This is a genomic window from Streptococcus sp. E29BA, assembly GCF_041807805.1.
Lineage (GTDB): Bacteria > Bacillota > Bacilli > Lactobacillales > Streptococcaceae > Streptococcus > Streptococcus entericus.
Window position 1 is genome coordinate 1 of sequence record NZ_JBGTZA010000018.1, and the last position, 26197, is coordinate 26197.

Here is a 26197-nt window from a genome sequence, read left to right on the forward strand (position 1 = left end):
CTAGACATAGAGTTCTCCTGTTTTCTTTAGTGTAGAACACTTTATAAATTCTGTCTAGTTTAGTGTAACCGATTCATTTCATACTCTTAAGTGGTTAACTTTATTTTAGGACTTGCCAAGCTAAATATTTTAGACTTTTTTCAAAAAAATATTGACAATTCATTTCCTATGTGTTAAACTATAATGGTTGGTGAAACATCTAAAAATTATGTTAGGCGAACGTAGTTCAGTGGTAGAACACCACCTTGCCAAGGTGGGGGTCGCGGGTTCGAATCCCGTCGTTCGCTTTCTTTGTATGAGGCTGGGGTGGCGGAACTGGCAGACGCACAGGACTTAAAATCCTGCGGGGGCAACCTCGTACCGGTTCGATTCCGGTCCTCAGCATTTTGATAAGCACCCTTAGCTCAATTGGATAGAGTACCTGACTACGAATCAGGCGGTTAGAGGTTCGACTCCTCTAGGGTGCATTTTCGGGAAGTAGCTCAGCTTGGTAGAGTGCTTGGTTTGGGACCAAGATGTCGCAGGTTCGAATCCTGTCTTCCCGATGAAGAAGTTTGTAAATGCTAGGCGATTGTCTAGTTTTTTTATCGTCTTAAAACAAGACGAGATAAAAATTACTCTATTCAGNGAAGAAGTTTGTAAATGCTAGGCGATTGTCTAGTTTTTTTATCGTCTTAAAACAAGACGAGATAAAAATTACTCTATTCAGAATATTTTTTGATAATTTGACAAGCCAAGGTGGCAAGATAGAATGAATATCTAATTATATTTACCTAAGACAAGACTTCTCGCTCAGTAGTGGTTTAACTGGTTACATGTCATCATCTGCTGAATAGATGCACTTACTCTGTCACATAATCTTCATTCAATGTCAATCGCCTGACATTTAGCAATGCTTAATAGAGCTCAAGAAGTAGAAAAAACTCATCAAACGGGATACTAATAGAATCTCTTGATGAGTTTTTAATTTCATTAGTGGTTTTGCTTATCGCTCAACTAGAAGCGCTGTTCCCATACCACCGCCGATACAAAGGGTAGCAAGCCCACGTTTGGCATCACGTTTCGCCATCTCATGCAGAAGGGTGACCAGCACCCGTGCACCAGATGCCCCGATAGGGTGACCAAGGGCGATGGCACCGCCGTTGACATTGACGATGTCTGGGTTGATGCCAAGTGCTTGGTTGACGGCGCAGGCTTGGGCGGCAAAGGCTTCATTGCCCTCTACTAAGTCTAAATCGGCCACTGCCCAGCCTGCCTTGTCCAAGACCTTCTGGCTGGCAACAATGGGACCACAGCCCATGATTTTCGGATCCAGCCCAGCATTAGCATAGGCAGCAATACTGGCCAGAATAGGCAAGCCCAGCTCCTCTGCCTTGTCACGGCTCATAACAACGACAACAGCCGCTCCATCGTTGATTCCAGAAGCATTGCCAGCTGTAACCGTACCGTCGGGTTTGTAGGCTGGACGGAGCTGACTCAGTCTCTCCATAGTAAGGTTGGCACGCGGATGCTCATCCTGATCAAAAATTATCGGTTCACCACGACGTTGAGGGATGTCAAGGGGAATAATCTCATCCTTGAAACGACCAGCTGCAATGGCAGCCAGCGCCTTCTCCTGAGAGCGGAGCGCAAAAGCGTCCTGAGTCTCACGGCTAATCTGATACTGGTCTGCCACGTTTTCTGCGGTGATGCCCATATGGGTTTGGTCAAAGGCATCGGTCAGACCGTCCTTGAGCAAGGTATCGACCATTTGGACATGACCCAGACGGATCCCCCACCGCTGATTGAGGAGGACGTGAGGCGCTTGGCTCATGCTTTCTGTACCGCCAGCGATAACGATGTCAGCATCCCCCAGACGAATCGCTTGAGCCGCCAGTTGCACGGCCTTTAGACCTGAACCGCAGACCTTATTGATGGTCATAGCAGAGCTGGTCACTGGCAAACCTGCCTTCAGAGCGACTTGTCTGGCGAGATTTTGTCCCAGACCAGCCCCCAGAACATTGCCCAAAATCACTTCGTCAACGGTCTCAGGTGTTAGACCAATCTTGTCCAAGGCACCTTTGACCACTGCGACGCCTAGGTCAACAGCTGATAAGTCCTTGAGGCTACCTCCAAAACTACCGATGGCCGTCCGAACGGCAGCAACGATGACTGCTTCTTTCATCTTTTCTCTCTTTTCTGATAAGTATTCTTCAAACGACCGTGGCAGAGGTAGTCAATGGTCTTGAGGTCAGCGACAGTTCGACAATTCAGCGCGCACATGATCAGGCGTAAATCGTCCTTCCAACCCTCGACGATTGCGATGACCTCTTCAAGCGGCTTGGTCTCAATCAGCTCCAAGACGGATCGAGATAAACCGACCGCCTTAGCTCCCAAGACCAGGCACTTGACCATATCCAGTGGATGTCTGACCCCACCAGATGCCAAAATCTCCACCTCATCGGTCAAATCTTGCAGGTTGAGCAGGGTCTGCACCGTGCTCTGCCCCCAGTCGTCCAGATAGGCACGATGCCCACCACGCTGGTTCTCAATATAGGCAAAACTCGTCCCCCCACGGCCTGAAATGTCGAAGGTCTTGACACCCATATCCCTAGCACGCAGCACCGTTTGTCGATCCATGCCAAAACCGACCTCCTTGAGGACGACAGGCACTGGTAACTTCTGAACAACAGCCGCTAGGTTGCTCGGCCATTGGGCAAAAGCCCGCTCCCCTTCAGGCATAAGCAGCTCTTGCATCAGGTTGACATGCACCTGAAGAAAGAGGGGCTCAACCGCCTCGACAGCTTGACGCGCCAAGGCGTAGGGCTTGTCAATGCCGATATTGGTGGCCAATAGCAGAGCTGGATGGCTGGTTTTGGTCGGAAAACTGTCGTCATTAGGGTTTTTAAGGGCAGCGCTGTAAGAGCCCGTCACTAGGAGAAGCCCACAGCGCTCTGCCAACTCTGCGAGTTTCAGGTTGATAGCCTTAGCCCACTCGCTCCCTCCGGTCATAGCGTTGATGTAAAAGGGAACCTCCCACTTGCGCCCAGCAAACTGGGTCGTCAGGTCAATATCTGCCAAGTCGACATCAGGCAGGGAGCAGTGAATCAGTTCCAGCTCATCGAAGCCATTATAGGGCGACTGATAAGCTAGCGCATGCCTGATGTGATCATCTTTACGATTACTCATGGGGTACCTCAATCCAAAAACGTTTTTTACGGCTGCCATCATCAGGGTCCTGATAGGTGTTCTCATACTGCCCACCACAGGCCAGGATGGTCTTTTCAGATCCCAGATTGGCCTCATCACAGGTGACCAAGACACGGTCAAGCCCTAACTGACCAGCCTCAAGCAGAGCCAGTCGCAACTGCTCCTTGGCGTAACCTTGCCGCCGTTCCTCTGGGTGAATGGAATAGCCGATATGTCCAGCAAAGTTAACCAGAAAAGGCTGGTCTAGAGAGTGCTTGATATTGCAAATGCCGACCATTTTCTGGTCTGATTGACGGAGGCATAGAAAGGTGGACGAAGGGACACGGCCTTGCTCAACACCTGCTGGGGTGGTGATGGCAGCGACATGACGCAACCAGTCCTCTAAATCCGACAGGGTTTCCAAGCGTGCCCCAACGTGGAGGTGTTCTCCTGATTGATCAAAATCTGCTCGATAAGCCAAAATCTGCTCACCATAAGCTGCCGATGGTACCACTAATGTCAACTCACTCATCAAACCTCTCCTTATAAATCAACTGAATGCCCTGATCTTCCCAGCGGTCAATCAGGGTCTGGCTGTCCGTCTCATCAAACACAAGGGCAATCCCACAATCACCACCTCCTGCTCCGCTGGACTTGGCAACGGCGGATAGACCAGTTGTCGCTTGACACAAACGCTCAAGAGCTGGGGTTACAATGGCTGGGTGCAAAGCGCTCAGGAGCTGACCCGCTTGTGCGAGTCGGGTCATCACCCCTGTCTTATCCCCAGTCGTTAATGCTTGGTAAAGACCGTCAACTGTCAACCGACTAGCTGCTAAGAAGTCAGGCGGGATAGCGGACTTAACCTGATTGACCAAGTCGCTAGAAATGGCAGGTTGGCCTGTCCAACCGACCAAAAAGTCCGCTGCTAGCGCTAAGCGCATCGGTTTAATGACATAGCCCCAGTCGGCTGATAGTACTTCTGACAAGGGCTGATGCGCCAGCCAGTCTGCAACCTGCTGGCGGTCAAAGGACTGATAATAAACCCAGTCCTCATAGGCGATACAGGCCAAGTCACCCAGCGACCCATTGTCTCCACGCTTGAGGAGGACAGCCGCTGCTAAACGAAAGAGCAGGTCTGCTGACAAGTCTAGGGCATAGAGCTCTGCCATGGCTCGCAGGGCTAAAAGCACCACCGCCCCAGAAGACCCGATACCGAGCTTGCGACCATCACGCGCCATCTGGCTGGTAATGGTCAGAGCAAATGGCCGCAAAGGCTGCCCCAGATAAGCTTCAAACAACGCAATCGTCTCCTGAATCAGAGCGTAGTTGCAATCAGGGGTCAAATCCACCCCATAATCAAAAAGGTCAGACCGTAAGGCAAACGCCTCCGCCCAGTCGATGGTTGCCGTCATGCCAATAGGAATCGGCACCAGCAAGGCTGGTTGACCCGCCGTCAACACGGCATACTCCCCCGCCAAATAGAGTTTCCCGCAGGTGTGAACTGTCCGTGTCATAGGCGCTTGGTCCTCGAGACAATCACCCGATAGTCCCCAGCGAAAATCGCCGCCAAATCCTCCAAATCCTCCTCGCGGCAGAGAACCTTGACATTTGGGCCAGCGTCCATGGTGAAATAGCAGAGCCAGCCTTGTTGACGCAATTCTAGCACCCGCTCCATGGCGATGTAACTGTCTTCAGTCAGGTAGGAGAAGGCAGGAGTAGCCGTCCGTGTGGTGGCATGCATGGCCAGAGCATTTCGCTCCGTCAATTCACCAACTTTTTCAAAATCATTAGCTTCTAGGTGCTGTAGCATGGCAGTATAGTCGTCTTCAGATTGTCTGACCCAGTCCGCCCAGTTGGTCGAGGTCTCCACACAGCGCTTCATGCCCTCACGGCTGGATATTGTTTTTTTTTGGTCGTTCAAAACCAGCATAATCATGCCCAATTTCAAGTCCGTCTGCACACGGAAAATCTCCCCAGTGTCCTTGTCCCAAGCCGCCAAAGGGCCAAAGAAGGACCTAGCTGACGAACCTGAAGCAAACTTAGCCACCTGAGCTAACTCTGCCTGACTGAGCCCTGTCTCAAAAAAGTCAGCCGCTGCTTTAACCAAGGCCGACAGACCAGACGAACTCGACGACAAACCAGCTGCTGTCGGCATGTTATTGTGGGTATCAATCCGTACAAAAACTGACTTGTCCTTGCGGAACAAGTCCAAGACCTGGCTCATCTTGCTCTGCTCAGCTTCATCTTGCAGGACGCCGTTGATATAAAAAGCATCTCGGTCTGACACCGACAGGGTCGTCTCGGTAAACATATTTTCCAAGGTCAGGGAAATACTGCTGGTCGCAGGTCGCATGCTTGCTGCGTCCGCCTTTCCCCAGTACTTGACGATAGCGATATTGGCGTAAGATTGCACGCTTACAGGTTCTCTATCCACGTGTTGACAGCTCCTTTTTCTCTTAGGTTTTGGGCAATGGCTTGCGCAGCCTCATCAGTATCGGTCAGGGCAATGACACAGCCCCCGAGACCGCCACCGCTCATCTTGGCACCAAAGGCACCCGCAGACAAGGTAGCCTCGACCAGCTGGTCCGCTTCTGGACAGGAAACGCCTAAGGCGGCCAGTTTGCGGTGAGCTTGGGTCATCAATTCCCCCAGACTAGGCAAGTGTCCTTCAGGCAGGCGCTCTAAAAAGCTTTGAGCTAGACCACCAAGGTCTGATAGCATAGGCAAGGCAGTCTCACCTTGTTTGGCAATCCATTGAACCGCCTGACTGGTATTGCCATAAACACCCGTATCCGCAATAATCAAATGGGCTTTTAGACGAACTGGACAAGGAGAAAAGCCCTGACCACGTTGGTAACAAATAGGCATATCGCTTAAGCAAGTCTTAGCATCCAGCCCAGATGGGTTACCGTGAGCCACCTGCTCTGCCTTGTTGACCAAATCCTCCAGTAGTTCATCTGATAAGGGTTGATTATAGTAGTCAAAAACCGCTCGAATGACGGCAATCGCTACCGCTGCTGATGACCCCATGCCACGTTGCTCTGGGATGGCTGAATTGACCGCATAAGCAATGCGAGGCTCTGCGATGTCTAAAACCGTCAATGCCACTGACAGTGCTGTATCAATCGGATCCAGCGGGTCGATGACTACGGGCAGATTACAAGCGGTGACCTGACAAATGGCTGTCACTCGAGGTAAGGGCAGGGCAAGAGCGGGATAGCCATAGACCACCGCATGCTCACCCATCATAATAATCTTACTGTGGGCAAGACCCACACCGACTGTTTTTTTCATCTCTTCTATTTTAGTATAAAATGCCTGAAAATGCGATTATTTTTTGCTGGGTAGACTAAATTTCAGACCTTAGCCTGATAGGCGTCAAAAAAAAAAACTGGGGTAACCCAGTTTTTTTTTTTTTTGACTTAAATCACACCTTGAGCGGACATGGCTTCAGCCACCTTGAGAAATCCAGCGATATTAGCTCCAACGACCAAGTTACCTGGTTGTCCAAATTCCTCAGCAGCAGCGGCAGCATTCTCGTAAATGGTTTTCATGATGCCATACAGTTTCTCATCGACTTCCTCAAAACTCCAAGCCAGACGTTGGCTATTCTGGGACATTTCAAGCGCAGATGTCGCAACACCGCCTGCATTGGCAGCCTTGGCAGGTCCAAAGAGTACGCCATTTTCTTGGAAGGTCGTCACAGCCTCAAGGGTTGACGGCATGTTAGCACCTTCTGCAACAGCAATGACACCGTTGGCAATCAGGGTCTTGGCATCGTCCTCATTGAGCTCATTTTGAGTGGCACATGGGAAGGCAAGGTCAGCTTTAACGGTCCAGATTGTTGACTCTCCAGTCGGCACAAACTGGGCTTCTGGATGATAGTCGAGGTATTTAGAAATCCGCTCGCGTTCAATTTCTTTTAAGCGTTTCAAGGTCTCAAGATTAATCCCATTCTCATCAATGATGTAACCAGAGGAGTCGGAGCAAGCAATAGGTTTAGCACCTAGTTGATACAATTTCTCAATCGCATAAATGGCGACATTACCTGAGCCCGAAACGATAGCTGTTTTTCCTTCAAAATGATGACCGATAGATGCCAACATTTGCTCTGCAAAGTAAACTGCTCCATATCCTGTAGCCTCTGTTCGACCAAGTGAGCCACCGTAGGTCAGGCCTTTCCCTGTCAAGACACCATTTTGGTAACCGTTGAGGCGTTTGTACTGTCCAAACATGTAGCCAATCTCTCGCGCGCCAACACCAATGTCCCCTGCTGGCACATCTACATCTGGACCGATATGACGCTGTAATTCAGTCATAAAGCTCTGAGTAAAAGCCATTATCTCACGGTCAGACTTGCCTTTAGGATCAAAATTAGATCCCCCTTTACCGCCCCCAATTGGCAGACCAGTTAAAGAGTTTTTAAAAATCTGTTCAAAGCCCAAAAATTTAATGATGGACTGGTTCACTGATGGGTGAAAACGTAAGCCTCCCTTGTAAGGACCGATAGCTGAAGAGTACTGAACTCGATGGCCACGGTTAACTTGAACCTGACCTTGGTCATCAACCCATGGCACACGGAAGGAGACCACGCGTTCAGGCTCAACCAAACGCTCCAAGATATTGTCGTCAATGTATTGAGGGTATTTGTCAAAAACAGGAGCAAGAGAGTCAAAAACCTCCTCAACTGCCTGCAAAAACTCCGCTTCATGGGCATTATCTGCCTTTACCTGTTCGAAAACACGCTTCACATATTCTTGTCCTTTTGTCATTTGTTTTCCTTTCGTTTTCAAGAAATTTCAATATATAAAACAGTATAAATTTTCTGACTAATTTTGTCAAGGCATTTTTTGAAAAAAATTAAAGCAAATGAAAAAAATACCCCTTAAATCTCAATTTAAGAGAGAAAGTGGGTATGTTTAGTGTATTAACCTAGCTGCCTAGTCCTTAATCAAGGATGTCGAGTGAACCGCACGATTATCTCGGTCAGGATAGATGTAGTTGAGGGCTTGACTGACTGCCAGAGGTGCTTCGCCAAATCCTGTCGCAATCAAATCAACTTTGCCTGGGTAACTAGCCGCATCACCAACAGCGTAAATTCCCTCTTGGCTGGTCTCTAAGAGCGGTGAGACCAGTAGGCTGGAACGTTTGCTGTCTAATCCCCATTGTTTGAGGTTCTTGTTTGAGGTCGCAAAGCCAAAGCTGACAATCAAGCTATCTAGAGGGATATCAACTGTTTCATTTGATTTGACCTTTTGAATGGTCAGTTGTCTGACCCGTTCGTCATCTCCTGTTAAGGTTAGTGGGACATAGGGTGTCATCAGACGGACGCTTGACTGCTGGAGTAACTCCACGCTGTGTTCGTGGGCTCTGAAAGCCTCCCTACGATGAATAAGTGTGACTGATTTGGCAATAGTTTCTAAAGCCAAGGCCCAATCCACCGCTGAATCGCCACCGCCACAGATGACCACATCTTGTCCAGCAAACTGGTCTAACTGGCGGACATTGTAAAACAGGTTGGTGTCTGCGTAACGCTCTTCACCCTCAAGTCCGAGTGGTCGAGGTGAGAAAGCACCATTGCCACAGGCGATGATGATACTTTTGGCCTCATGCCGACCCTTGCTGGTCGTCAAGGTAAAGTGGTCGCCAGTCTTGTCGAATGACAAAACTTCCTCCTTGAGGCAGTAAGTCACGCGGTCAGTAAAGCGTTCCAGTTGCTGGAGAAGCTTGGCTGTCAAATCACCTCCAGAAATCTCAGGGTAGGCTGGGATATCATAGATGGTCTTCTCAGGATAGAGAATGGCAGGCTGTCCCCCCAGCTCTGATAGGCTCTCGATAACCTTGACCGTCGCCCCACGCAGACCGGCATAAAAGGCGGTAAAGAGTCCCACAGGACCTCCTCCGATAATCGCAATATCAACAATTTCTTGTGTCATGGTACTCCTTTTTTAATCGGCTTCACGCCGATTGGTGATATTTTTTTGGAAATAGCTGATCAGTCCTGCTCGGCAACCTTAGGCATCTGATGAGGGTAGGTTAGTCAGTAGGCTATGGACATCCTGGGCGCCTCTGGCATCATCTAAACTGGAGAAGAGCGCATGCGCTTTTTCAAGATAGTCTCTATTTGAAAGAATTTCACCCAAGCCTCGATAGGCACAGGCCTGAGCAACGACATCGTCTGTCTGGAGAGCATGGTCAAGGCTTTTGTGCATGATGGTCTCAGCTCTGCCATTGTCGCCCAAAAGACAGGTCAGATAGCCCACTTCATAGAGGTGAACCGCCCAAATCAAGTGGTTTTTACGAAAATGCCTGCGAATCAGCTGCTCCTCATGTGCCAACTGCTCTTGAGCAGCCGTGTAATCCCTTGCCATACGGTAAACCATGGCTAGCTGATGATAGGCTTGGTGCTGATGGCTATGATTCTGCTCTGCCTGAGCCTTATTCAGATAATGCTGGTAGCTAGCCAAAGCAGCCTCTGTCTGTCCCAGCTCAGCATAGACATAACCGTAGGTTGAAAGATAATCATAATAGGCTGAAGAACGCTCAGGCACTTCGAGACGATCTAGCAGTGCCAAAGCTCCCTGTAAATCCCCCTGATCCATTAGATCAAAGGCTTGGTAGATGGACTCGCGCCATTTTTCTGACTGAATCGTGTCTAAAATCTGAGCCGTTTCCTCCGTCATCTGATACTGTGCCAACAAATCTGGTCGGCGTTCCAAGGTTTTTTTCAGGGACTGCTCCAAGCGCCAGAGGCGAATATTCTCATGGTGACCGCTCATGAGGACATCAGGCACTACCATACCACGGAAATCATAAGGGCGGGTATACTGAGGGTATTCCAAGAGACCTGATGAGAAACTGTCGTCTTGGTGACTGGCTTCTTTGCCAATGACCTCTGGAATCAAACGCACCGTCGCATCCACCATAGTCATGGCGGCTAATTCTCCGCCCGTCAGGACAAAATCCCCCAAGGAGACCTCATCGGTCACCAAGGTCTTGATCCGCTCATCATAGCCCTCATAATGCCCACAGATAAAAATCAGCTGCTCTTCCTGAGCCAGCTCCTCTGCAAAGGCCTGGTCAAATCGGCGACCAGCTGGGTCCAATAAGAGCACACGCGGTTTTTCTCTCTTCTCCAAAACCTCGATGCAATCAAAAATCGGCTGGGCACGGAGCAACATACCCTGACCACCCCCGTAGGGCTCATCATCGACATGACGAGCTTTTTCCGCATAATCTCGAAAGTTATGGTAACGAATGTCCAAAATCCCCTTATCCTTGGCCTTGCCAACGATGGAATGCTCCAAAGGCGCAAACATCTCTGGAAAAAGGGTTAAAATATCAATCTTCATCGTCCAATCCCTCTAGCAACTCGACATCCACCCGACCGGCTGCGATGTCAACCTTGAGCACCACTGGTGGAATGTAAGGCAGCAATAAGTCTCGCTTGCTTTTACGCTTAACCACCCAAACATCATTGGCACCCGGCTGGAGAATCTCCTTGATTTGCCCAATCAAGACATCGCCTTCGTAAACATCCAGACCGATAATCTCATGGTAGTAAAAATCGCCCTCTTCCAAATCAGAGAGATGTTCTTCTGCGATTTTGAGGGTATACTCCTTGTATTTCTCAACCTCGTTGATGTGGTAGAGCCCCTTAAACTTGATGATATCAAAGTTCTTTTGCTTGCGGTAGCTGGCAATTTCCACCTCCATGACAAAGTTGTCCTTAGGATCAAAAAGGGCTAACTTACTGCCTTTTTTGAAACGTTCTTCTGCAAAATCCGTCACAGAAAGGACACGCAGATCCCCTTGTAAGCCTTGGGTATTGACAATTTTTCCGACGTTAAAATAATTCATGAGTTCTCCAATTTGATTTTTTATCTATTTTACCATAAAACAGGCAACTATGCAGGACATACTGATTACACTTACCTCTATTGGACATATAAAAAACTACTCTTACTTAAGCAGCAAGAGTAGTTGTCCAGAGCAAATCTACAGGACTTGCTTTGACCGCCTTAACGACGGATTTCTTTGATACGAGCAGCCTTACCTTGAAGGGCACGCAAGTAGTAAAGTTTCGCACGACGGACTTTACCGTGGCGGATAACTTCGATTTTGTCAACACGTGGTGTGTGGAGTGGGAAAGTACGCTCAACTCCGATACCACCAGAAATCTTACGAACCGTATACATTTCTGAGATACCTTGACCTTTACGAGAGATAACAACACCCTCGAAAATCTGGATACGCTCACGAGTACCTTCGACAACTTTCGCGTGAACGCGAACGGTGTCACCAGGACGGAAAGCAGGGATATCAGTACGCAATTGACCTTCGGTCAAACTTTGAATTAATGGATTCATGTATTTACTCCTATCTTTGTCAATCATAGGTGCTTTTAAACCCAGCGGATAAACTGTATTTTTGTGCGTCCATTACACACATCGTCTATTGTACCACACTAACAAGTAGTTTGTAAAGGTATGGAATTATTTTTTTCTCAGTAGAATGAGTGATGGTTTATTTTAGGAAATGAGGACAAGACTTAGAAAAAGTACAAACTATCAAACTTATGGTTATTTTATAATTTGACGCTCAAAACCTGACTAGACCAATTTTTTTGTTGACTTCTAAAAAATAAAGTGATATGGTTGTTTAGTGATAAATGAGGTCTGTAAATCTGACTAGACCAATTTTTGGAGGAAGAGAACATGTGTGGAATTGTCGGTGTTGTTGGCAATAAAAATGCAACAGATATTTTGATGCAAGGTTTGGAAAAGCTGGAATATCGCGGCTATGATTCAGCTGGGATTTATGTGACATCCGGAGCTGATCAATCACGGTTGATTAAATCAGTCGGTCGTATCGCCGATTTGCGTGATAAACTGGGCATTGATATTCAAGGGACAGCAGGGATTGGTCACACCCGTTGGGCGACTCATGGGAAGCCTAGCGAGGTTAACGCCCACCCTCACCAGTCAGAAGATCAGCGCTTTACGTTGGTGCACAACGGTGTGATTGAGAACTATAAAGAGATTAAGGAGACTTATTTAGCGGATCACCAGTTTCTTGGGCAGACGGACACGGAGATTGCAGTGCACTTGATTGGGCATTTTTCCCAACAAGGTTTCTCAACACTAGAGGCTTTTCGTCAGGCCTTAAGCGTGATTGAAGGTTCATACGCCTTTGCGCTGATGGATAAGGCTGACGCAAGCACCATCTATGTGGCTAAGAACAAGTCGCCGCTCTTGATTGGTCTTGGTGATGGTTACAATATGGTTTGCTCAGACGCCATGGCGATGATTCGTGAGACCAGCGAGTACATGGAGATTCAGGACAAAGAGCTGGTTATCGTGACCAAGGACAAGGTGACAGTCTCAGACTATGCTGGTCAGCCGATTGAGCGTGCGAGCTACATTGCTGAACTGGACTTGTCTGACATTGGCAAGGGCACTTATCCCTACTACATGCTCAAGGAAATTGACGAGCAGCCTGCTGTCATGCGCAAACTTATTCAAAATTATACGGATGAGTCAGGTCAGTTAGTCGTTGACGAGGCGGTTATCAAGGCTGTTCAGGAGGCAGATCGCCTCTACATCATCGCAGCAGGGACATCTTACCATGCTGGTTTTGCAGCGAAGACCTTCTTAGAAGACTTGACCCAGACACCTGTTGAGTTGGGTATTGCTTCAGAGTGGGGATACCACACGCCTTTGCTCAGTCAGAAGCCACTTTTTATCTTCATCAGTCAGTCAGGTGAGACGGCTGATAGCCGTCAGGTCTTGGTCAAAGCTAACCAGATGGGGATTCCTAGCCTAACCGTGACTAATGTCCCAGGATCAACCTTGTCTCGTGAGGCAGACCATACCTTACTTCTCCATGCTGGACCTGAGATCGCAGTAGCATCGACCAAGGCTTATATAGCTCAGGTGGCGACCTTGGCGATTTTGGCGACAGCGGTTGGTCGGGCGATGGGCAATATCCGAGCAGAAGCCTTTGATGTGGTCAGAGAGCTCTCGCTGGTTGCCCAGTCTATCGAGGCCAGCCTGTCAGAGAAAGAAGCAATCGCCAGCAAGGTGGAGCAACTCTTGTCAACCAGTCGGAACGCCTTTTACATTGGTCGCGGCAGCGATTATTACGTTGCCATAGAGGCCAGTCTAAAGCTGAAAGAAATCTCCTACATCCAGTGCGAAGGGTTCGCTGCGGGAGAACTCAAGCATGGAACTATCTCCCTCATCGAGGATGGCACACCAGTCATCGCTCTGCTATCTAACAACAAAACGGTGGCTAGCCATACGCGTGGTAATATCTCAGAAGTTGTTGCTCGTGGAGCCAGTGTCCTAACCATCGCAGAAGAAGGCGTAGCACAAGCTGAAGATGATATTGTCGTGACGGCGGTGCACCTCTACCTGTCACCGATTGCCATGGTGATACCGACCCAACTGATTGCTTATTACGCTTCCTTGCAACGGGGCTTGGACGTTGACAAGCCGCGTAACCTGGCTAAGTCTGTCACTGTTGAGTAAGAAAATAGTATGTCTGTTTATCAGTCGTGTGACGATTTTAACAGACATACTATTTTTACATGGGTTAATCTTTCGTACCGGGACTTTTAGCCGCTACTCAGGTTCTTAATGAAGGCTGTTCTTTTTGCTCAGTTTAGCTTGTCTAAAAGCAAGACTGCTCGACATCAGTAAGCTTAAACCACCTAAGACATTCCAAAACGCTGATTGTTCTCCTGTTTTAGGTAATTTTTGGCTAGTGGAGAGTTGAACTGTGAATTCGGAAGTTTTACGACGGTTAACTTCTATATGCTTTTCTTGGCTAAGGGGAGCGCTTAGCTGATGCAGTTGTTGTTCTTGCAGAGCTGATTCGTTACGAGCATTAGTGGTTCTTGAATCTGATTGGATGTCCCGTGTTTTTTGGACCCCAGCATTTTCTGTACTAATTTCTGGTATTTTATTAGTTTTAGAGTTGTCTTCGTGGTTTGTTTTTGGCAATTGTTCTTCTAATACCGTTACTGTAAACTCTTTTTCTACTGTTTGTCCATACTGATCTTTCAAAATGACCTTGAAGGTTACTTTTCCTTTTTTGCCGTATGCAATAGGAACGCTCCATTCAGCGGTAACACCTTCAGGTAATTCCAAGAGACCGTTCAAATCATAAGTCTCAGAAATGTTGATCGTTTCTTTTCTCAATCTTGCGTTCAGGTGTTTATCGCTTACCACTGTAAAGGTGAAATCTCTTTCGTTGACTTTACCATTTCTAAACAGTCTGACCCTAGCAGTTACTTGCTCTGGTTTTGAACTATCTGGAACCGTAATCGGACGAATTAGAGTAGCACTGACATCTTTAGGTAAATTTAAGATCTGGATGATGTCATTAAGCTCATCTTTTTTGAAAATTTGTTTGGTCAATTTAGCTGTGATAGATGAGTCTTGGTTAGAGGCTAATTTAGCGGTTAAAACTTGGGTTGTCTGGCGACCAAAAATGTCTGACAAGGCAATTGTTGTTGTGACTTCACCCATGTCACTAATTGATGTTTCAAGAATGTCAGCCTTAGCATGCTTAGGAACATCAATCAGTTTAGTTATCGTTGTCAACTCATCTGCTGTGATGACTTGCTTTTTCAATGTTGCTGTTAGACCAAATGGTTTTTCACCGATGACGTGCGTTTCTTCCGCAATATTCCCAGCCTTATCAACTGCTTTAATCCGAACGACATAAGTATTAGGGGCTTCTTCCAGTTTATAATAGTTTAAAGGCTTTTCGCCGTAAAAGTCAAACGGTTTACCATTGATGGTGACGATGTTGTTAGGGGCTGTTTCGTCCCAACTCAAAATATTATCGTTTAGTTCGATTTCAGGAATATCTGTTTCGGCCATCGTTGGCTTTAAGTTGGTAGTGATTGTTGGGGCTTGATTATCCTCTTTAACTGTTAATCTGATTGTTCGCGCATTTTCTTGATCATCCATCAGTTTGATTTTGATTTCATCATCTTTTTTTACAGTTAATTCATGTTTGAACGGTTTCTCATTATCACCCTCTTTTTGGTATTGGTGATGGGTTGCGATATTGTTGCCGTTTACAGTCAATACCCATTTTGGACCATTGTCTGCGACGGTTCCCTCCAAAACAACACGTCCATTTCGAGCATAGATAATGCCCTCGATACCAGTTAATGCACCATCAGCCATATTGTCTTTTTCATCGTCTAAATCAATCTGATTTTTCAACTGCAAGCGTGGCGTGTGCTCATCGTAGTAGAGGATATTGCCTTCTTCCATGACTAATTTATCGTCTTTATCATAAATTTTGATATTGATGATGTTAAAGCCTTCTTTGATGAGGACGGGAAAGTCTTTGTAGCGGTATTGCCCAGTTGCTTTGAATCGTTTGCTAAATATTGGAGCATAGTCTTTTGATTGTCCCATCTCGGGATCTGTTGCACTTTTGTTAGTTGTGGTTACGACAGCATAGTGCCCATCTTGGATAGCCATATTTAAATCATAATAAAGCTTTCCATCGTGTTCGTTAATTTTATTTTTTCCAGTAAAGCTACCATACATGGACCAGTTGAACATGTTGATGTAGGCAGGTTGGTCTTCAGCCACTTTTTCTTCATGAGGTTCTGGCTTGATATCCTGATCAAAGAGGGATTTTATGGCTTCGTCTAACAGTGACAATCTACGGCGAGGTCGGCCTTTCTCTTCGTTTAGAATAAATTCTTTTTCTTCCGATGGGTTGCCGGCAAAGTCCATAGCCCGCACTCTCAACCGATAAGCGTTCAATTTATCAACATCTTTGATTTCATAGGTATTCTCTGCGACTTTATCTACTGCAACACTTTGACTATCAGCCATGGCAAGTACTTTCCAAATCTTATGATTATCGGTGGTTTTGATGGTGACTTTGCTCTTATCTTCGCTTAATTTAGCAGTTAAGGTAGGATCAGTATTATCTATTCTAAATGGCAGATACATTGTTTGAACTGGAGCTGTATCGTGGATTTTGGTTCGGATACGGTAGTAGTATTGCCCTTCTGGAACAGTATCATCGTCTCCAATCTCAGGATTATAAACTTTCCCTTCCCACCTAAGGTCGGCCTCTATTGCAGCATTTGCAGCGTTAGCGTGGTTAGCCTCGGTCAACGTGCTGTAGAATAACTTACGTTTGAAATGTCCTGTTTTAACAACTTGTAGCACCTTACTGTTTTCTTCTTTTCCATCAACGATGGCCACTTCGTAATCCCGAACATTTCTCAAGAATGATAAACGAGGAACAACGTTCCGACTACTTGCTTCAGAAGTATCATGGCGGTTGGTAAAGGCGATGTTATCAGGGTTTGGAATATCACCTTTGTTTTCTACACCTTTTTCAAGGTAACTAACAACATTATGTCCTTTTTTACCGTCGTAAGCTGTGAAGATACCGGTTAGCCCAGCTTGGTTAGATTTCTCCCATCTAGGGGCATCAATCGCAGCCTCAGCACTCCAATCTCCCTTGAAGCCAAAGTAAGGTAAGGAGAGTTCAGGCTGAGTTTTATCTTTTGGTACAAAGTAAATAAAGCCTTCAACAAAATCATCTTTAACCTGTCCAGTTTTCAGTTTGAAAGTGACAGTTGCAGAACTATTTGGCTGAATTAGTACCTGGTGGTCACTGGTTAACTCCCCGCCATCAACTGCTATAGGGTGAACTTCGTTAATATGTTCTGTAAAGATTCCTGTCTCATCTTTGGTGAAAATGGAACTTGTAGCTTCGCGCTCAGTTTTGGTTTTCTTGATAACAGTCTCAGACAGAACTTTACTGTGTTTGATGTCAAATTGTTGCGCAGTATCTCCAAAATTGTATAAGGTTGCGGTAAATGTCACCTCATCAGATTTGATTTCTTTCAAGGTGACAACGCCTTTTTTGCCTGTTCCAGTTGCAAATACTTTGGTGGATAAAGCGGCATCAGCATCAACTAGACCAGCACCTTGTACTCTTGGAGAGTATTCCAAATCACCAGTAGTTGAACCGAGATCTTTTAGAGGCTTAGCAGTGTTCATGAGCAAGAGCTTGTTAAGCTCTACATTTGAAAATCCTTTGTAAAATCCTAGGCGCTCTTTGCTGCCAGTGATTCCTTTAATTTTATCGGAAAGGAGCGTGCTGACTCCTGCAACATATGGAGATGACATAGAAGTTCCTGACATCACACCGTAACTGCCATCGTTAAAGGTCGAACGAATGTCTTGACCTGGAGCAACTAAATCAGGCTTGAGTTCTAAATCGCTGGTCGGTCCCCAGCTAGAAAATCCTGCAATGCGGTCATGTTGTGAGAGCACATAGGGTGATTTTTCGGTAGTGAATCGAAGCTTAATGTTTTTTGTATCACCGATATTAGCGATTGGTTTGACTAATTGTTCACCAGCTTTCCCAGAAACTGAGACATACCAAAAATCAGAAGTTCTAATATGTTCGTAGGACGTAATGAATTTTTCTCGGTAATCTTCACGGCTAGCATGTAGAGGAGCATTGATCAGAATAGCCCCAATAGCTCCAGCATCTTTTAGGCGTTCAGCTTTTTTATAAACAGCATCTTCACCACGATAGATTAAGGCAACCTTTCCTTTAAGCTTGTCTCCTAGTGTGTCAACATCTTTTTGCGTAGCAAGGTTAGCATTAATCAGTTCAACAGTCTGTTCCTGTCTTGGTTTGAGGCTTTGGGTGGCTTTTCCGACATTCCAATGTGGGTAAGATTCCCCATCGACAATCATGTTTTCTGCGTACAGCACCTTGTTTTGAACAGCTCCAACGCCGATAGCTTGAGGAGTTGCTGCAAGAGCAACCATGGCGGCACTATCTTTCATCGCTAAACCACGGTTAGCATAATGGTCATAGGTACTGCTAGAGGTAGAAGAGGAGTAATTTCCGATTGAGGAGACAATAACAACCCCTTTATCCACCGCATTTTTGATTGTTTCACCATGGATATCTCCAGGTAATCCAGAACCCTCAAGTCCCAGGCTTAAGTTAACCACATCTGCCCCGTGTTCAACGGCATCATTGATTGCGTGATCCACTGCATCGTTTGCTCCTGGAGAGATTTTTTGAGTACTGTCAGAAAAGGTTTTATAGCCGAGCAGTTGCGCATTTGGAGCGACACCGACAACACCGTTAGGGTCTTTACTGTTTCCTGCTAAGATACCTGCGACATGCTGTCCGTGAGGGTCTGGAACATCATCCCTTAGTCGAAAATTCCCCTCAGTATAGTTATAGCCGTGAGGAATTTTAGCGGTAAAGTCGGTGTTCCCATCTTTATTCTCGGACGGTGTTATTTTGCTAGAAGAAATAGCGTCATCGTCTAATCTCAAGTCTGGGTGATTGGTGTCGACTCCGGAGTCAACCAGTGCGATAATTTTGCCCCGCCCATCGACATGGTGTTTTTTACGAATATCTTTCAGCTCTTCTAACGCCTCTTTCAATGGTGCTTGATCAGAAGAGGCTTTATTTAGTTCTGACTCTTCCTTGTTTGGAGTATTGGCTTGTCCAATCTCGTTATTGATCAGAGGTTGTTCAATTTCATCAGCCCATGCCAAGGATGTGCTAGCGCTTCCGATTACAACAGATGTTGCAATTGCAACGGATATTTTTTTATTCATGATATTCTCATCTTTCTAAGTACCTCCATTCACAGAATAAATTAAGATGATTAAGATTAAAAATTAAGAATTAAATTCCCTTATTCACAACAATTTTATTAAGTCTATTAAAACGAGGGTCTCTTAATTAGACGGGATTGTTCTTCTTTGTGCAGTGTTTTATGGCATTTCTTCGGAACTAGAGGGGATATAGCGAAGTTCAGAAAATATAGCATAATTGTTTACTGGAGTTAAGAAAGGACATATCGTTGAATTAGGAGTCAATGTTCGCCCAAGAAAAGCAATCAGGACATATTTTAGACCGAAAACCGCATATTAAAATAGATATTTCGCATAAAAACTACCCGAAAAGCTTATTCGAACATTGTTCTAATATTCTCAATGAGATCAAAGATAAATAGAGCAAAAAGTTACCTCTTTAACTAATAGCAAGTGCAGCACTCAATTGATATTGTTTAGAAAGTGACTAACTTTTATGCAGGGAATCTGCTTTCTCTAGTTGCTCTCGTGATCTAGATTTAAGGTGTGAATATCGGATACAATCATATTTTACTAATAAGTTATTTAAATTGTCAAGTTTTATTATTCTAACAATGTACCAGAATAGCGGAACGAGTTTATAATTGTATCGACATTTTCTACTGCGTTTTCCCCTAAATCCGTCACCAATTTAGCCAAGATAGGGTTTTTATGCTATACTAGACAGAGATGAAGAAGATTTGGACAGCACTGGCAAAATATGCCAGCTTTGAAACCGCTGGATTGGTCTGTCGACCAATCCGTTTTGAGGATAGAGATGCCTTTTATGAGATGGTCAGTGTTCCTGACAATGCTCGCTTTATCCTACCCTTAGTTACCTCGCAAGAGCAGAGCGATGAGCTGCTGGTGCAGGCCTTTATGACGCGACCGCTAGGGATTTGGGGCATTTGTCAGAAACCGACAGATGAGCTTATCGGGCTGATTCGCTTGGATCGTTTAGATGTAAACAATGGCCGAGCTGAACTGGGCTACCTGCTCAAGCAATCCAAGTGGGGTCAAGGGTTGATGACGGAAGCTGTTAAAACCTTGACCTTTACAGCCTTTTATGAAATCAGGTTAAAGGAGCTCATCATCGTCTGTGATATTGACAATAAAGCCAGTCAACGTGTCGCTGAAAAAGCAGGTTTTCGCCTCATCAAGCGTCACCGTGGTAGTGACCGCTATACACATCAGATTAGAACCTACCTAACTTATCAACTCACATCGGGAGATTATCGCTATGAGTAAGCATCAAGAGATACTGATTTATCTGGAAAAATTACCCGTCGGTAAACGGGTCAGTGTTCGGAGCATTTCCAATCACCTCAGGGTCAGTGACGGAACCGCTTATCGTGCCATAAAAGAAGCGGAAAATCGCGGTCTGGTTGAAACAAGACCACGAAGTGGGACCGTTCGTGTGGAAAAGAAAACCAAGGAACGCTTGGATCGCTTGACCTATGCGGAGATTGCCAGAGTCAGTGATTCAGAAGTATTGGCGGGGCACTCGGGTCTGGGTCACGAGTTTAGCAAATTCTCGATTGGTGCCATGACGCGGGACAATATTCTTCGTTATTTGGTGAAGGGTGGGCTCTTGATTGTTGGAGATCGCGAAGCGATTCAGTTACTAGCCTTAGAAAATGCTAATGCCATTCTTGTGACAGGGGGCTTCAAGATTTCAGACCGTGTGATTGATACATCAAACAAGCTCGGTATTCCTGTCATGGTGACCAGCTATGATACATTTACCGTAGCGACCATGATCAATCAAGCCCTATCCAATGTCCGTATCAAGACGGATGTCAAAACTGTTGACCAAATTTACCAGTTCAAAAATGACTATGGCTGCTTGCTGGATACCGACCATGTCAGTGATTACATCATGATGCTCAAGCACCATAACCATGTCCGATTTCCGGTTGTGGATAAGCACGATACGGTACTTGGCGTCGTCAGCATGCGCGATTTAGCTGGTAAAGATGGCGATATCAGCATTGCCGAGGTCATGTCCAAAGACCCTGCTGTCACCACGCCAAATGTCAGTCTAGCCACCATCAGTCAGAAAATGATTTTTGAAGATTATGACATGCTACCAGTGGTTAACGAAAACCATAAACTGCTAGGTGTCGTGACCAGACGGCGGGTCATGGAGAGCTTGCAAGATAGTAAAAATGCCAATCTCCATACCTATAGTGAGCAGATTGTGTCCAATTTGAAATTAGAAAACGACACTTATCAGTTCGCTGTTGAACCAGCCATGGTGGACAACTCTGGTAACCTTGCTCAGGGCATTTTAGCAGAACTCATCAAAGAGGTTGTTCACCGCCGCTTAATGTCTAAAAACAAGAAAAACATCATCATTGAGCAGATGGTAATCTATTTCCTTCAGTCAGTTCAAATTGACGATGTCCTTACCATCGTACCAAACATCATTACTGAAACGAGACGCAGTGCTGCCATCGATGTCGAAATTCACCTCAACAGCCATATTGTCGTCAAGGCACTGGTGACCAGTAAGATGAGCTAGGCACCTGCTGATATTTGGCTAAAATTAGTCAGCCACATCAATAAAAGAGAGGGGCGGATGGCCCAATCTCCGTTATATTTAGAAAGAGAATTTATGATTACTTTAAAATCCCAACGAGAAATTGATGCCATGGATCGTGCTGGTGACTTCCTAGCCAGCATTCATATCGGTCTGCGTGAGATTATTAAGCCAGGAGCAGACATGTGGGCTGTGGAAGAATATGTTCGCAAACGTTGCAAGGCGGAAAATGTATTGCCGCTGCAAATTGGTGTGGACGGTCATGTCATGGACTATCCTTATGCGACCTGTTGCGGTCTCAACGATGAAGTTGCGCATGCTTTTCCGCGTCACTATATTCTAAAAGAAGGTGACTTGCTCAAGGTTGATATGGTCATGAGCGAACCTTTGGATAAAAGCGTTCTTGATGTCTCCAAACTAAACTTTGACAATGTTGCTGAGATGAAAAAGCACACCCAGTCCTATAAAGGCGGTTTGGCAGACTCTTGCTGGGCTTATGCGGTCGGTCAGGTATCTGATGAGGTTAAAAACCTGATGGCAGTCACTCGGGAGTGTCTTTATGTCGGGATGGAACAAGCTGTCGTTGGCAATCGTATCGGGGATATTGGCGCAGCCATTCAGCAATATGCTGAAGAACGTGGCTACGGTGTGGTGCGTGATTTGGTCGGTCACGGTGTCGGTCCAACTATGCACGAAGAGCCTATGGTACCGCACTACGGTGTGGCTGGACGAGGCCTGCGCCTCAAGGAAGGGATGGTCTTGACTATCGAACCGATGATTAACACAGGCACTTGGGAGATTGATACGGACATGAAGACAGGTTGGGCGCACAAAACCTTGGATGGTGGCTTGTCCTGTCAGTATGAGCACCAATTTGTGATTACGAAGGACGGTCCTCGCATCTTGACCAGTCAGGGTGAGGATCGTACCTACTGATGCTAAAAGAACGATTTCAAACGTTAAAAGCCCACACTCTGGTTCAGAAGTTTATCAGTCACTACCAGAGTGCAGAGATTGATTTGTCTAGCATTGCAGTTGCCTATTATTTATTATTGACACTTTTTCCCTTACTGGTACTGGTGGCTAATATTTTTCCTTATTTCAACATTGATACCGCTGATTTACTAACCTTTTTACGGGAGCAGTTGCCTAAGGAACTCTATGATATTGTTTCTGGTTTAGTGGAAAATATTTTCAATCAACCTCTGACAGGTTTGGTTTGGCTGTCTTTGGCGACTGGTTTTTGGACCATGTCCAGAGGGTTTTTCTTCCTGCAAAAGGCAGTCAACAAGGCCTACGATAACAGTGAAGAGCACCGAGATTTTCTATTGGGGCGCTTGATAGGGCTCTTGTCAGGTGTTATTCTCATTGTTTTCCTAGCTCTGGGTATCGTCTTGTCTACCTTTGGGCGCAGTTTGCTGGATTTGCTCCACCAGCGTTTTGCTTTAGTGACAGAGCTCTATGAGCTTCTGGGGACCTTGTTGCAACCCATGGTCTGGCTTGTTTTTGGGATTGCTCTTCTTATTTTGTACTATCTTTTGCCCAATATTCGGATCACCAAAAAGCGCTATTTACTCCCTGGAACGCTCTTTACCAGTTTTGTCTTATTAACAACAACTAACCTTTTTGGGACTTACGTCAGTCAGACCATCATGCGGATGGAGAATTTGCGATTTCTTGGTTCTGTGGCACTTTTTGCCCTTATGATGTGGTTTATTCTCTTTAGTCAGGTTTTGATTTTTGGGGCAGTCTTGAACGCTTCCTATCAGGCCTATCGCGAAGGGGAACTGATTCCTAGACGAGGAACTGTTAAACAGCTGGTTACAGGGCAAAAGGAGTAAGGGATGCGTCTGGATAAATTTCTAACAGAAGTCGGTTTGGGCTCTCGGACAGAGGTCAAGACCTTGCTTAAGAAAAAACTGATCACGGTCAATGGTCAGGTCATCACTTCGCCCAAGGAACAGGTCGATGAGTTAGCTGATCAGGTCTCTTATCAAGGGGAGCCTCTGCTCTATGAGGATTTGGTCTACTACCTGCTTAACAAGCCTGCAGGTGTCATCTCAGCGACTGAAGATAGCAAGCAACGGACGGTTTTAGACCTGCTGGATGACACTGCTCGCCACAAGCAGGTCTTTCCTGTCGGTCGTCTGGACAAGGATACGACAGGCCTCCTGCTCTTGACCAATAACGGACAGCTGGCACACGCTCTGCTGTCCCCAAAAAAACACGTCGACAAAACCTATGAGGCAGATGTAGATGGGCTAATGGATGAGGATGACGTGGCGGCTTTTGCGGCCGGCATTACCCTTAGTGACCACCAGTGTCTACCGGCGGTTTTGGAGTTGTTGGACATGGCAGAGCAGACCAGTCGGGTGCGGATTACCATTCGAGAAGGGAAGTTCCATCAGGTCAAGCGCATGGTGGCTAGCCGTGGCAAGACCGTGACCGGTCTCAAGCGCCTCAGCATGGGACCATTGAACCTGCCTGATGACCTGCCTGAGGGGGCTTATCGTCGATTGACCGCAGACGAAGTCACAGCGCTTTTAGCGCTAGTGTAGGAGGTTATCATGTTTTTGGAGATGTTTCTGGAATTGCTGGCGAACCTATCTGTACTCTTTGTCGAAGATGTGGCGGCAGATCGCCCAACACCGTTGTCATGGCTAATGTATGCCTTGGCTTGGGTGATTTATCTGCTTCATCTCTGCCTTTTGGCTGTTCTTGCTCTTGCTACTGTTTTGCTGATTCGAACTGAGCTGATTGAAGCAGAGCAAGTGGCATTGATTGGGGCAGGTCTCATCTTGTTGTTTGCGACTGTTTTTTGGTTGTTGCGCTGCTTGAGGTTGACCAGACTAATCTGGCGAGCAAGTGTGCTAAGGTTGAGGAGGAAGAGATGATGACATCCATTCAAGCCCAGTGGGCTTATCATAAGTACTGGGTCATGGGACACTCGCAAGCTCATTACAATGCTATTCGCCTGCTTTTTAAGGGCAATGACTGGTCGGCAGATAAAGAAAAGGATTTTTATCGCCTCTTGGCTGAAGCGCAAGCCATTGCCCCGACAGGGGCGACCCTGAGGACTGCCTACCAGCACATCTGGGGTTATTTTAAGAAAGTAGCCAATGATGAAGAGCGGGATGCCTATAAGGAAATGATTGGGGACGAGACGACCTACGAGGAGTTGGGTGAGTTTTTGGTACAGATGATTGAGAATTACCAGCCTAAGCATTTGGTGAATTCTAAGTTTTACGAGGATGGGGGATTGTAGATGGGAATGGTCAGTTTGCGTTTGGCTAATGAGCGGGATAAGAAAGCCATTTTGTCTTTGATTGCTCAGTTTTGGCTGGTTCATAATCAGGAACAGGTGGCCGATGAGGTGCTGTTAACACACTATCAGACTTGGACAGGGCAAGGGCATTTGTTTTATCTGGTGTCTTATGGTTCAGAACTTATTGGTTTTGCCCATCTGGGTGCTCGAGGTGGTGCTATTGATTGGCTGGAAGATTTTTTTATTCGTCCTGACTATCAGGGACGAGGTTTTGGGCGTCAGGTCATGAGACTCTTGGAAGAAAAGGTTAGGGCTTACTCTGCCTCGCTTTATATTGAAGTGGCGGCGAGAAATCTGGCGGCCATAGACTTGTATACATCATTAGGCTATGATTGCTTGAATACTCTTACTATTCGTAAGGATTTTCAACCAGAGGTTTTTGATACGGTGCAGACGGCGTTCATCGCTGGACATGAGTTTGTCATTAGGCGGTATAAAGACACGAGAAGGGACGACAATTAAGATGGCTGTTTTTAACATCGAGTATTTTTCGCAAGTTTTGGACATGGAGTGGAACGTCAATGTTATCTACCCAGATGCTAGTCGAGTGAATGAGCCCGACTTGACGGACATTCCTGTGCTCTATCTCTTGCATGGCATGAATGGCAACCACAACAGCTGGCTTAAACGCAGTCACATCGAGCGCTTGGTTCGTCAGACCAATCTGATTGTGGTTCTGCCCAACACCAGCAACGGTTGGTACACGGATACCCAGTATGGTTATGCCTACTATACCGCCATCGCTGAGGAGTTGCCGCGCGTGCTCAAGCGTTTCTTCCCTAATATGACTGACAAGCGCGAGAAGACCTTTATCGCAGGTCTATCCATGGGTGGCTATGGTGCCTTTGCCTTAGCTCTCAAGACCAACCGCTTCGGTTATGCGGCTAGCCTATCTGGGGCCCTCACCTTTGAAAACTTTACAGCCAAGGAGCTGGCCAAGCCCGCTTACTGGCAGGGCGTCTTTGGTCAGGTGGATGACTGGACGACCTCTCCTTATGCTTTGGAGACAATGGCAGAGCAGCACGACAAAGAGACCCAGTTCTGGGCCTGGTGCGGTGAGGAAGATTTTCTCTATCAGGCTAACCTGACGGCTGTTGACCGCTTGAGAGAGCTAGGATTAGAGGTGACTTTTAGCCACTCCGCAGGAACTCACGACTGGTATTATTGGGAAAAGCATCTGGTTGACATTCTCAACTGGCTACCAATCGACTTTGTCATGGAAGAGCGACTGGACTAAAGCAGCAACAGACAGCTAGTCAAACCTGTTAAACCGATGAAGGAAATCATTCACTCAAGGATTAAGTCTACTTGCTCTTGCTATTTCATTTTAGGACAGCAGTCGACAAGAGGGGAGTATGACTTTTCTGAAAAAAACACTTGTGATAGTGAAACTGTTACAGGTGTTTTTTCATCCCTAAGAGAGTGAAGACGAGGTGATTCGGCTAGCTTTTGTAAACCTGTTTGTGTTATAATTTGAAAGATACATCATTTAGAAAA

General features: G+C 46.3%; 21 protein-coding genes, 4 tRNA genes and 1 pseudogene. 14 read left to right on the forward strand and 12 right to left on the reverse strand.

The window, feature by feature from the left end; translation table 11 throughout:
- Window positions 1-215: 215 nt before the first annotated feature.
- The 4 genes from ACERC8_RS05760 to ACERC8_RS05775 all read left to right on the forward strand — a co-directional run bounded on the left by ACERC8_RS05760 (window position 216) and on the right by ACERC8_RS05775 (window position 545).
- Window positions 216-287: transfer RNA gene (locus ACERC8_RS05760), tRNA-Gly, on the forward strand.
- Between the two features lie 13 nt (window positions 288-300).
- Window positions 301-384: transfer RNA gene (locus ACERC8_RS05765), tRNA-Leu, on the forward strand.
- A gap of 9 nt (window positions 385-393) precedes the next feature.
- Window positions 394-467, forward strand: a tRNA-Arg gene (locus ACERC8_RS05770).
- Window positions 468-471: 4 nt separating this feature from the next.
- Window positions 472-545, forward strand: a tRNA-Pro gene (locus ACERC8_RS05775).
- Window positions 546-985: 440 nt separating this feature from the next.
- On the opposite strand, the gene ACERC8_RS05780 is transcribed toward ACERC8_RS05775, so the two are convergent.
- The 11 genes and pseudogenes from ACERC8_RS05780 to rplS all read right to left on the reverse strand — a co-directional run bounded on the left by ACERC8_RS05780 (window position 986) and on the right by rplS (window position 11537).
- Window positions 986-2164 carry an acetyl-CoA C-acetyltransferase gene (locus ACERC8_RS05780; protein ID WP_373658948.1) on the reverse strand — a complete coding sequence of 393 codons (1179 nt, stop codon included), beginning with the start codon at window positions 2162-2164 and terminating at the stop codon, window positions 986-988.
- A complete protein-coding gene (gene fni, locus ACERC8_RS05785) occupies window positions 2161-3168 on the reverse strand; it encodes a type 2 isopentenyl-diphosphate Delta-isomerase (protein ID WP_373658949.1) in 1008 nt (335 codons plus the stop codon). The genes ACERC8_RS05780 and fni overlap by 4 nt, the downstream gene beginning before the upstream one ends.
- Entirely contained in the window at window positions 3161-3700 is a 540-nt protein-coding gene (locus ACERC8_RS05790; RefSeq protein ID WP_373658950.1) for a GNAT family N-acetyltransferase, read from the reverse strand. The genes fni and ACERC8_RS05790 overlap by 8 nt, the downstream gene beginning before the upstream one ends.
- Window positions 3693-4682 (reverse strand): phosphomevalonate kinase, encoded by a 990-nt coding sequence (locus tag ACERC8_RS05795; RefSeq protein ID WP_373658951.1) that lies wholly within the window; start codon window positions 4680-4682, stop codon window positions 3693-3695. Before ACERC8_RS05795 ends, ACERC8_RS05790 begins: the two co-directional genes overlap by 8 nt.
- Window positions 4679-5602, reverse strand: a complete 924-nt coding sequence (mvaD, locus tag ACERC8_RS05800) for a diphosphomevalonate decarboxylase (protein WP_373658952.1) — start codon at window positions 5600-5602, stop codon at window positions 4679-4681. The genes ACERC8_RS05795 and mvaD overlap by 4 nt, the downstream gene beginning before the upstream one ends.
- Complete coding sequence (mvk, locus tag ACERC8_RS05805) at window positions 5584-6462, reverse strand: mevalonate kinase (RefSeq protein WP_373658953.1); 879 nt, start codon at window positions 6460-6462, stop codon at window positions 5584-5586. The genes mvaD and mvk overlap by 19 nt, the downstream gene beginning before the upstream one ends.
- 128 nt (window positions 6463-6590) lie before the next feature.
- On the reverse strand, window positions 6591-7940 hold the full coding sequence (gene gdhA / locus ACERC8_RS05810) for an NADP-specific glutamate dehydrogenase (protein ID WP_373658954.1): 1350 nt from the start codon (window positions 7938-7940) through the stop codon (window positions 6591-6593).
- A 168-nt stretch (window positions 7941-8108) separates the two neighbouring features.
- On the reverse strand, window positions 8109-9104 hold the full coding sequence (locus ACERC8_RS05815) for an NAD(P)/FAD-dependent oxidoreductase (protein ID WP_373658955.1): 996 nt from the start codon (window positions 9102-9104) through the stop codon (window positions 8109-8111).
- Between the two features lie 702 nt (window positions 9105-9806).
- Window positions 9807-10520 (reverse strand): annotated as a pseudogene (gene trmD, locus ACERC8_RS05820) (tRNA (guanosine(37)-N1)-methyltransferase TrmD); the annotation flags it as partial.
- A complete protein-coding gene (rimM, locus tag ACERC8_RS05825; protein WP_373658956.1) occupies window positions 10510-11028 on the reverse strand; it encodes a ribosome maturation factor RimM in 519 nt (172 codons plus the stop codon). The gene rimM and the pseudogene trmD, both read right to left, overlap by 11 nt.
- Before the next feature lie 161 nt (window positions 11029-11189).
- Window positions 11190-11537 carry a 50S ribosomal protein L19 gene (rplS, locus tag ACERC8_RS05830; RefSeq protein WP_018367386.1) on the reverse strand — a complete coding sequence of 116 codons (348 nt, stop codon included), beginning with the start codon at window positions 11535-11537 and terminating at the stop codon, window positions 11190-11192.
- A gap of 348 nt (window positions 11538-11885) precedes the next feature.
- On the opposite strand from rplS, the gene glmS reads away from it, so the two are divergent.
- Window positions 11886-13700: a glutamine--fructose-6-phosphate transaminase (isomerizing) gene (gene glmS / locus ACERC8_RS05835; protein WP_373658957.1), complete on the forward strand. Its 1815-nt coding sequence runs from the start codon at window positions 11886-11888 to the stop codon at window positions 13698-13700.
- A 105-nt stretch (window positions 13701-13805) separates the two neighbouring features.
- On the opposite strand, the gene ACERC8_RS05840 is transcribed toward glmS, so the two are convergent.
- The gene (locus ACERC8_RS05840; RefSeq protein WP_373658958.1) at window positions 13806-18815 is read right to left on the reverse strand and encodes a S8 family serine peptidase; all 5010 of its coding nucleotides are present in this window, start codon (window positions 18813-18815) and stop codon (window positions 13806-13808) included.
- Between the two features lie 708 nt (window positions 18816-19523).
- Between ACERC8_RS05840 and ACERC8_RS05845 the strand changes: the two genes are divergently transcribed.
- From ACERC8_RS05845 to ACERC8_RS05885, 9 genes are all read left to right on the forward strand, one after another.
- Window positions 19524-20081, forward strand: a complete 558-nt coding sequence (locus tag ACERC8_RS05845) for a GNAT family N-acetyltransferase (protein WP_373658959.1) — start codon at window positions 19524-19526, stop codon at window positions 20079-20081.
- Window positions 20074-21357 (forward strand): CBS-HotDog domain-containing transcription factor SpxR, encoded by a 1284-nt coding sequence (gene spxR / locus ACERC8_RS05850; RefSeq protein ID WP_373658960.1) that lies wholly within the window; start codon window positions 20074-20076, stop codon window positions 21355-21357. The genes ACERC8_RS05845 and spxR overlap by 8 nt, the downstream gene beginning before the upstream one ends.
- Window positions 21358-21450: 93 nt before the next feature.
- Entirely contained in the window at window positions 21451-22311 is an 861-nt protein-coding gene (locus ACERC8_RS05855; RefSeq protein WP_373658961.1) for a methionyl aminopeptidase, read from the forward strand.
- A complete protein-coding gene (locus tag ACERC8_RS05860; protein ID WP_373658962.1) occupies window positions 22311-23216 on the forward strand; it encodes a YihY/virulence factor BrkB family protein in 906 nt (301 codons plus the stop codon). Before ACERC8_RS05855 ends, ACERC8_RS05860 begins: the two co-directional genes overlap by 1 nt.
- Window positions 23217-23219: 3 nt before the next feature.
- Window positions 23220-23933, forward strand: a complete 714-nt coding sequence (locus ACERC8_RS05865) for a pseudouridine synthase (RefSeq protein WP_373658964.1) — start codon at window positions 23220-23222, stop codon at window positions 23931-23933.
- A gap of 9 nt (window positions 23934-23942) precedes the next feature.
- Window positions 23943-24269: a hypothetical protein gene (locus tag ACERC8_RS05870; protein ID WP_373658965.1), complete on the forward strand. Its 327-nt coding sequence runs from the start codon at window positions 23943-23945 to the stop codon at window positions 24267-24269.
- Window positions 24266-24640, forward strand: coding sequence for a DUF1722 domain-containing protein (locus ACERC8_RS05875; protein WP_373658966.1), 375 nt, complete (start codon window positions 24266-24268; stop codon window positions 24638-24640). Before ACERC8_RS05870 ends, ACERC8_RS05875 begins: the two co-directional genes overlap by 4 nt.
- On the forward strand, window positions 24641-25162 hold the full coding sequence (locus ACERC8_RS05880; RefSeq protein ID WP_373658967.1) for an N-acetyltransferase family protein: 522 nt from the start codon (window positions 24641-24643) through the stop codon (window positions 25160-25162). It abuts the gene before it with no gap.
- 1 nt (window position 25163) lies between these two features.
- The gene (locus ACERC8_RS05885) at window positions 25164-25937 is read left to right on the forward strand and encodes an alpha/beta hydrolase (protein WP_373658968.1); all 774 of its coding nucleotides are present in this window, start codon (window positions 25164-25166) and stop codon (window positions 25935-25937) included.
- The last annotated feature ends 260 nt before the right edge of the window (window positions 25938-26197 follow it).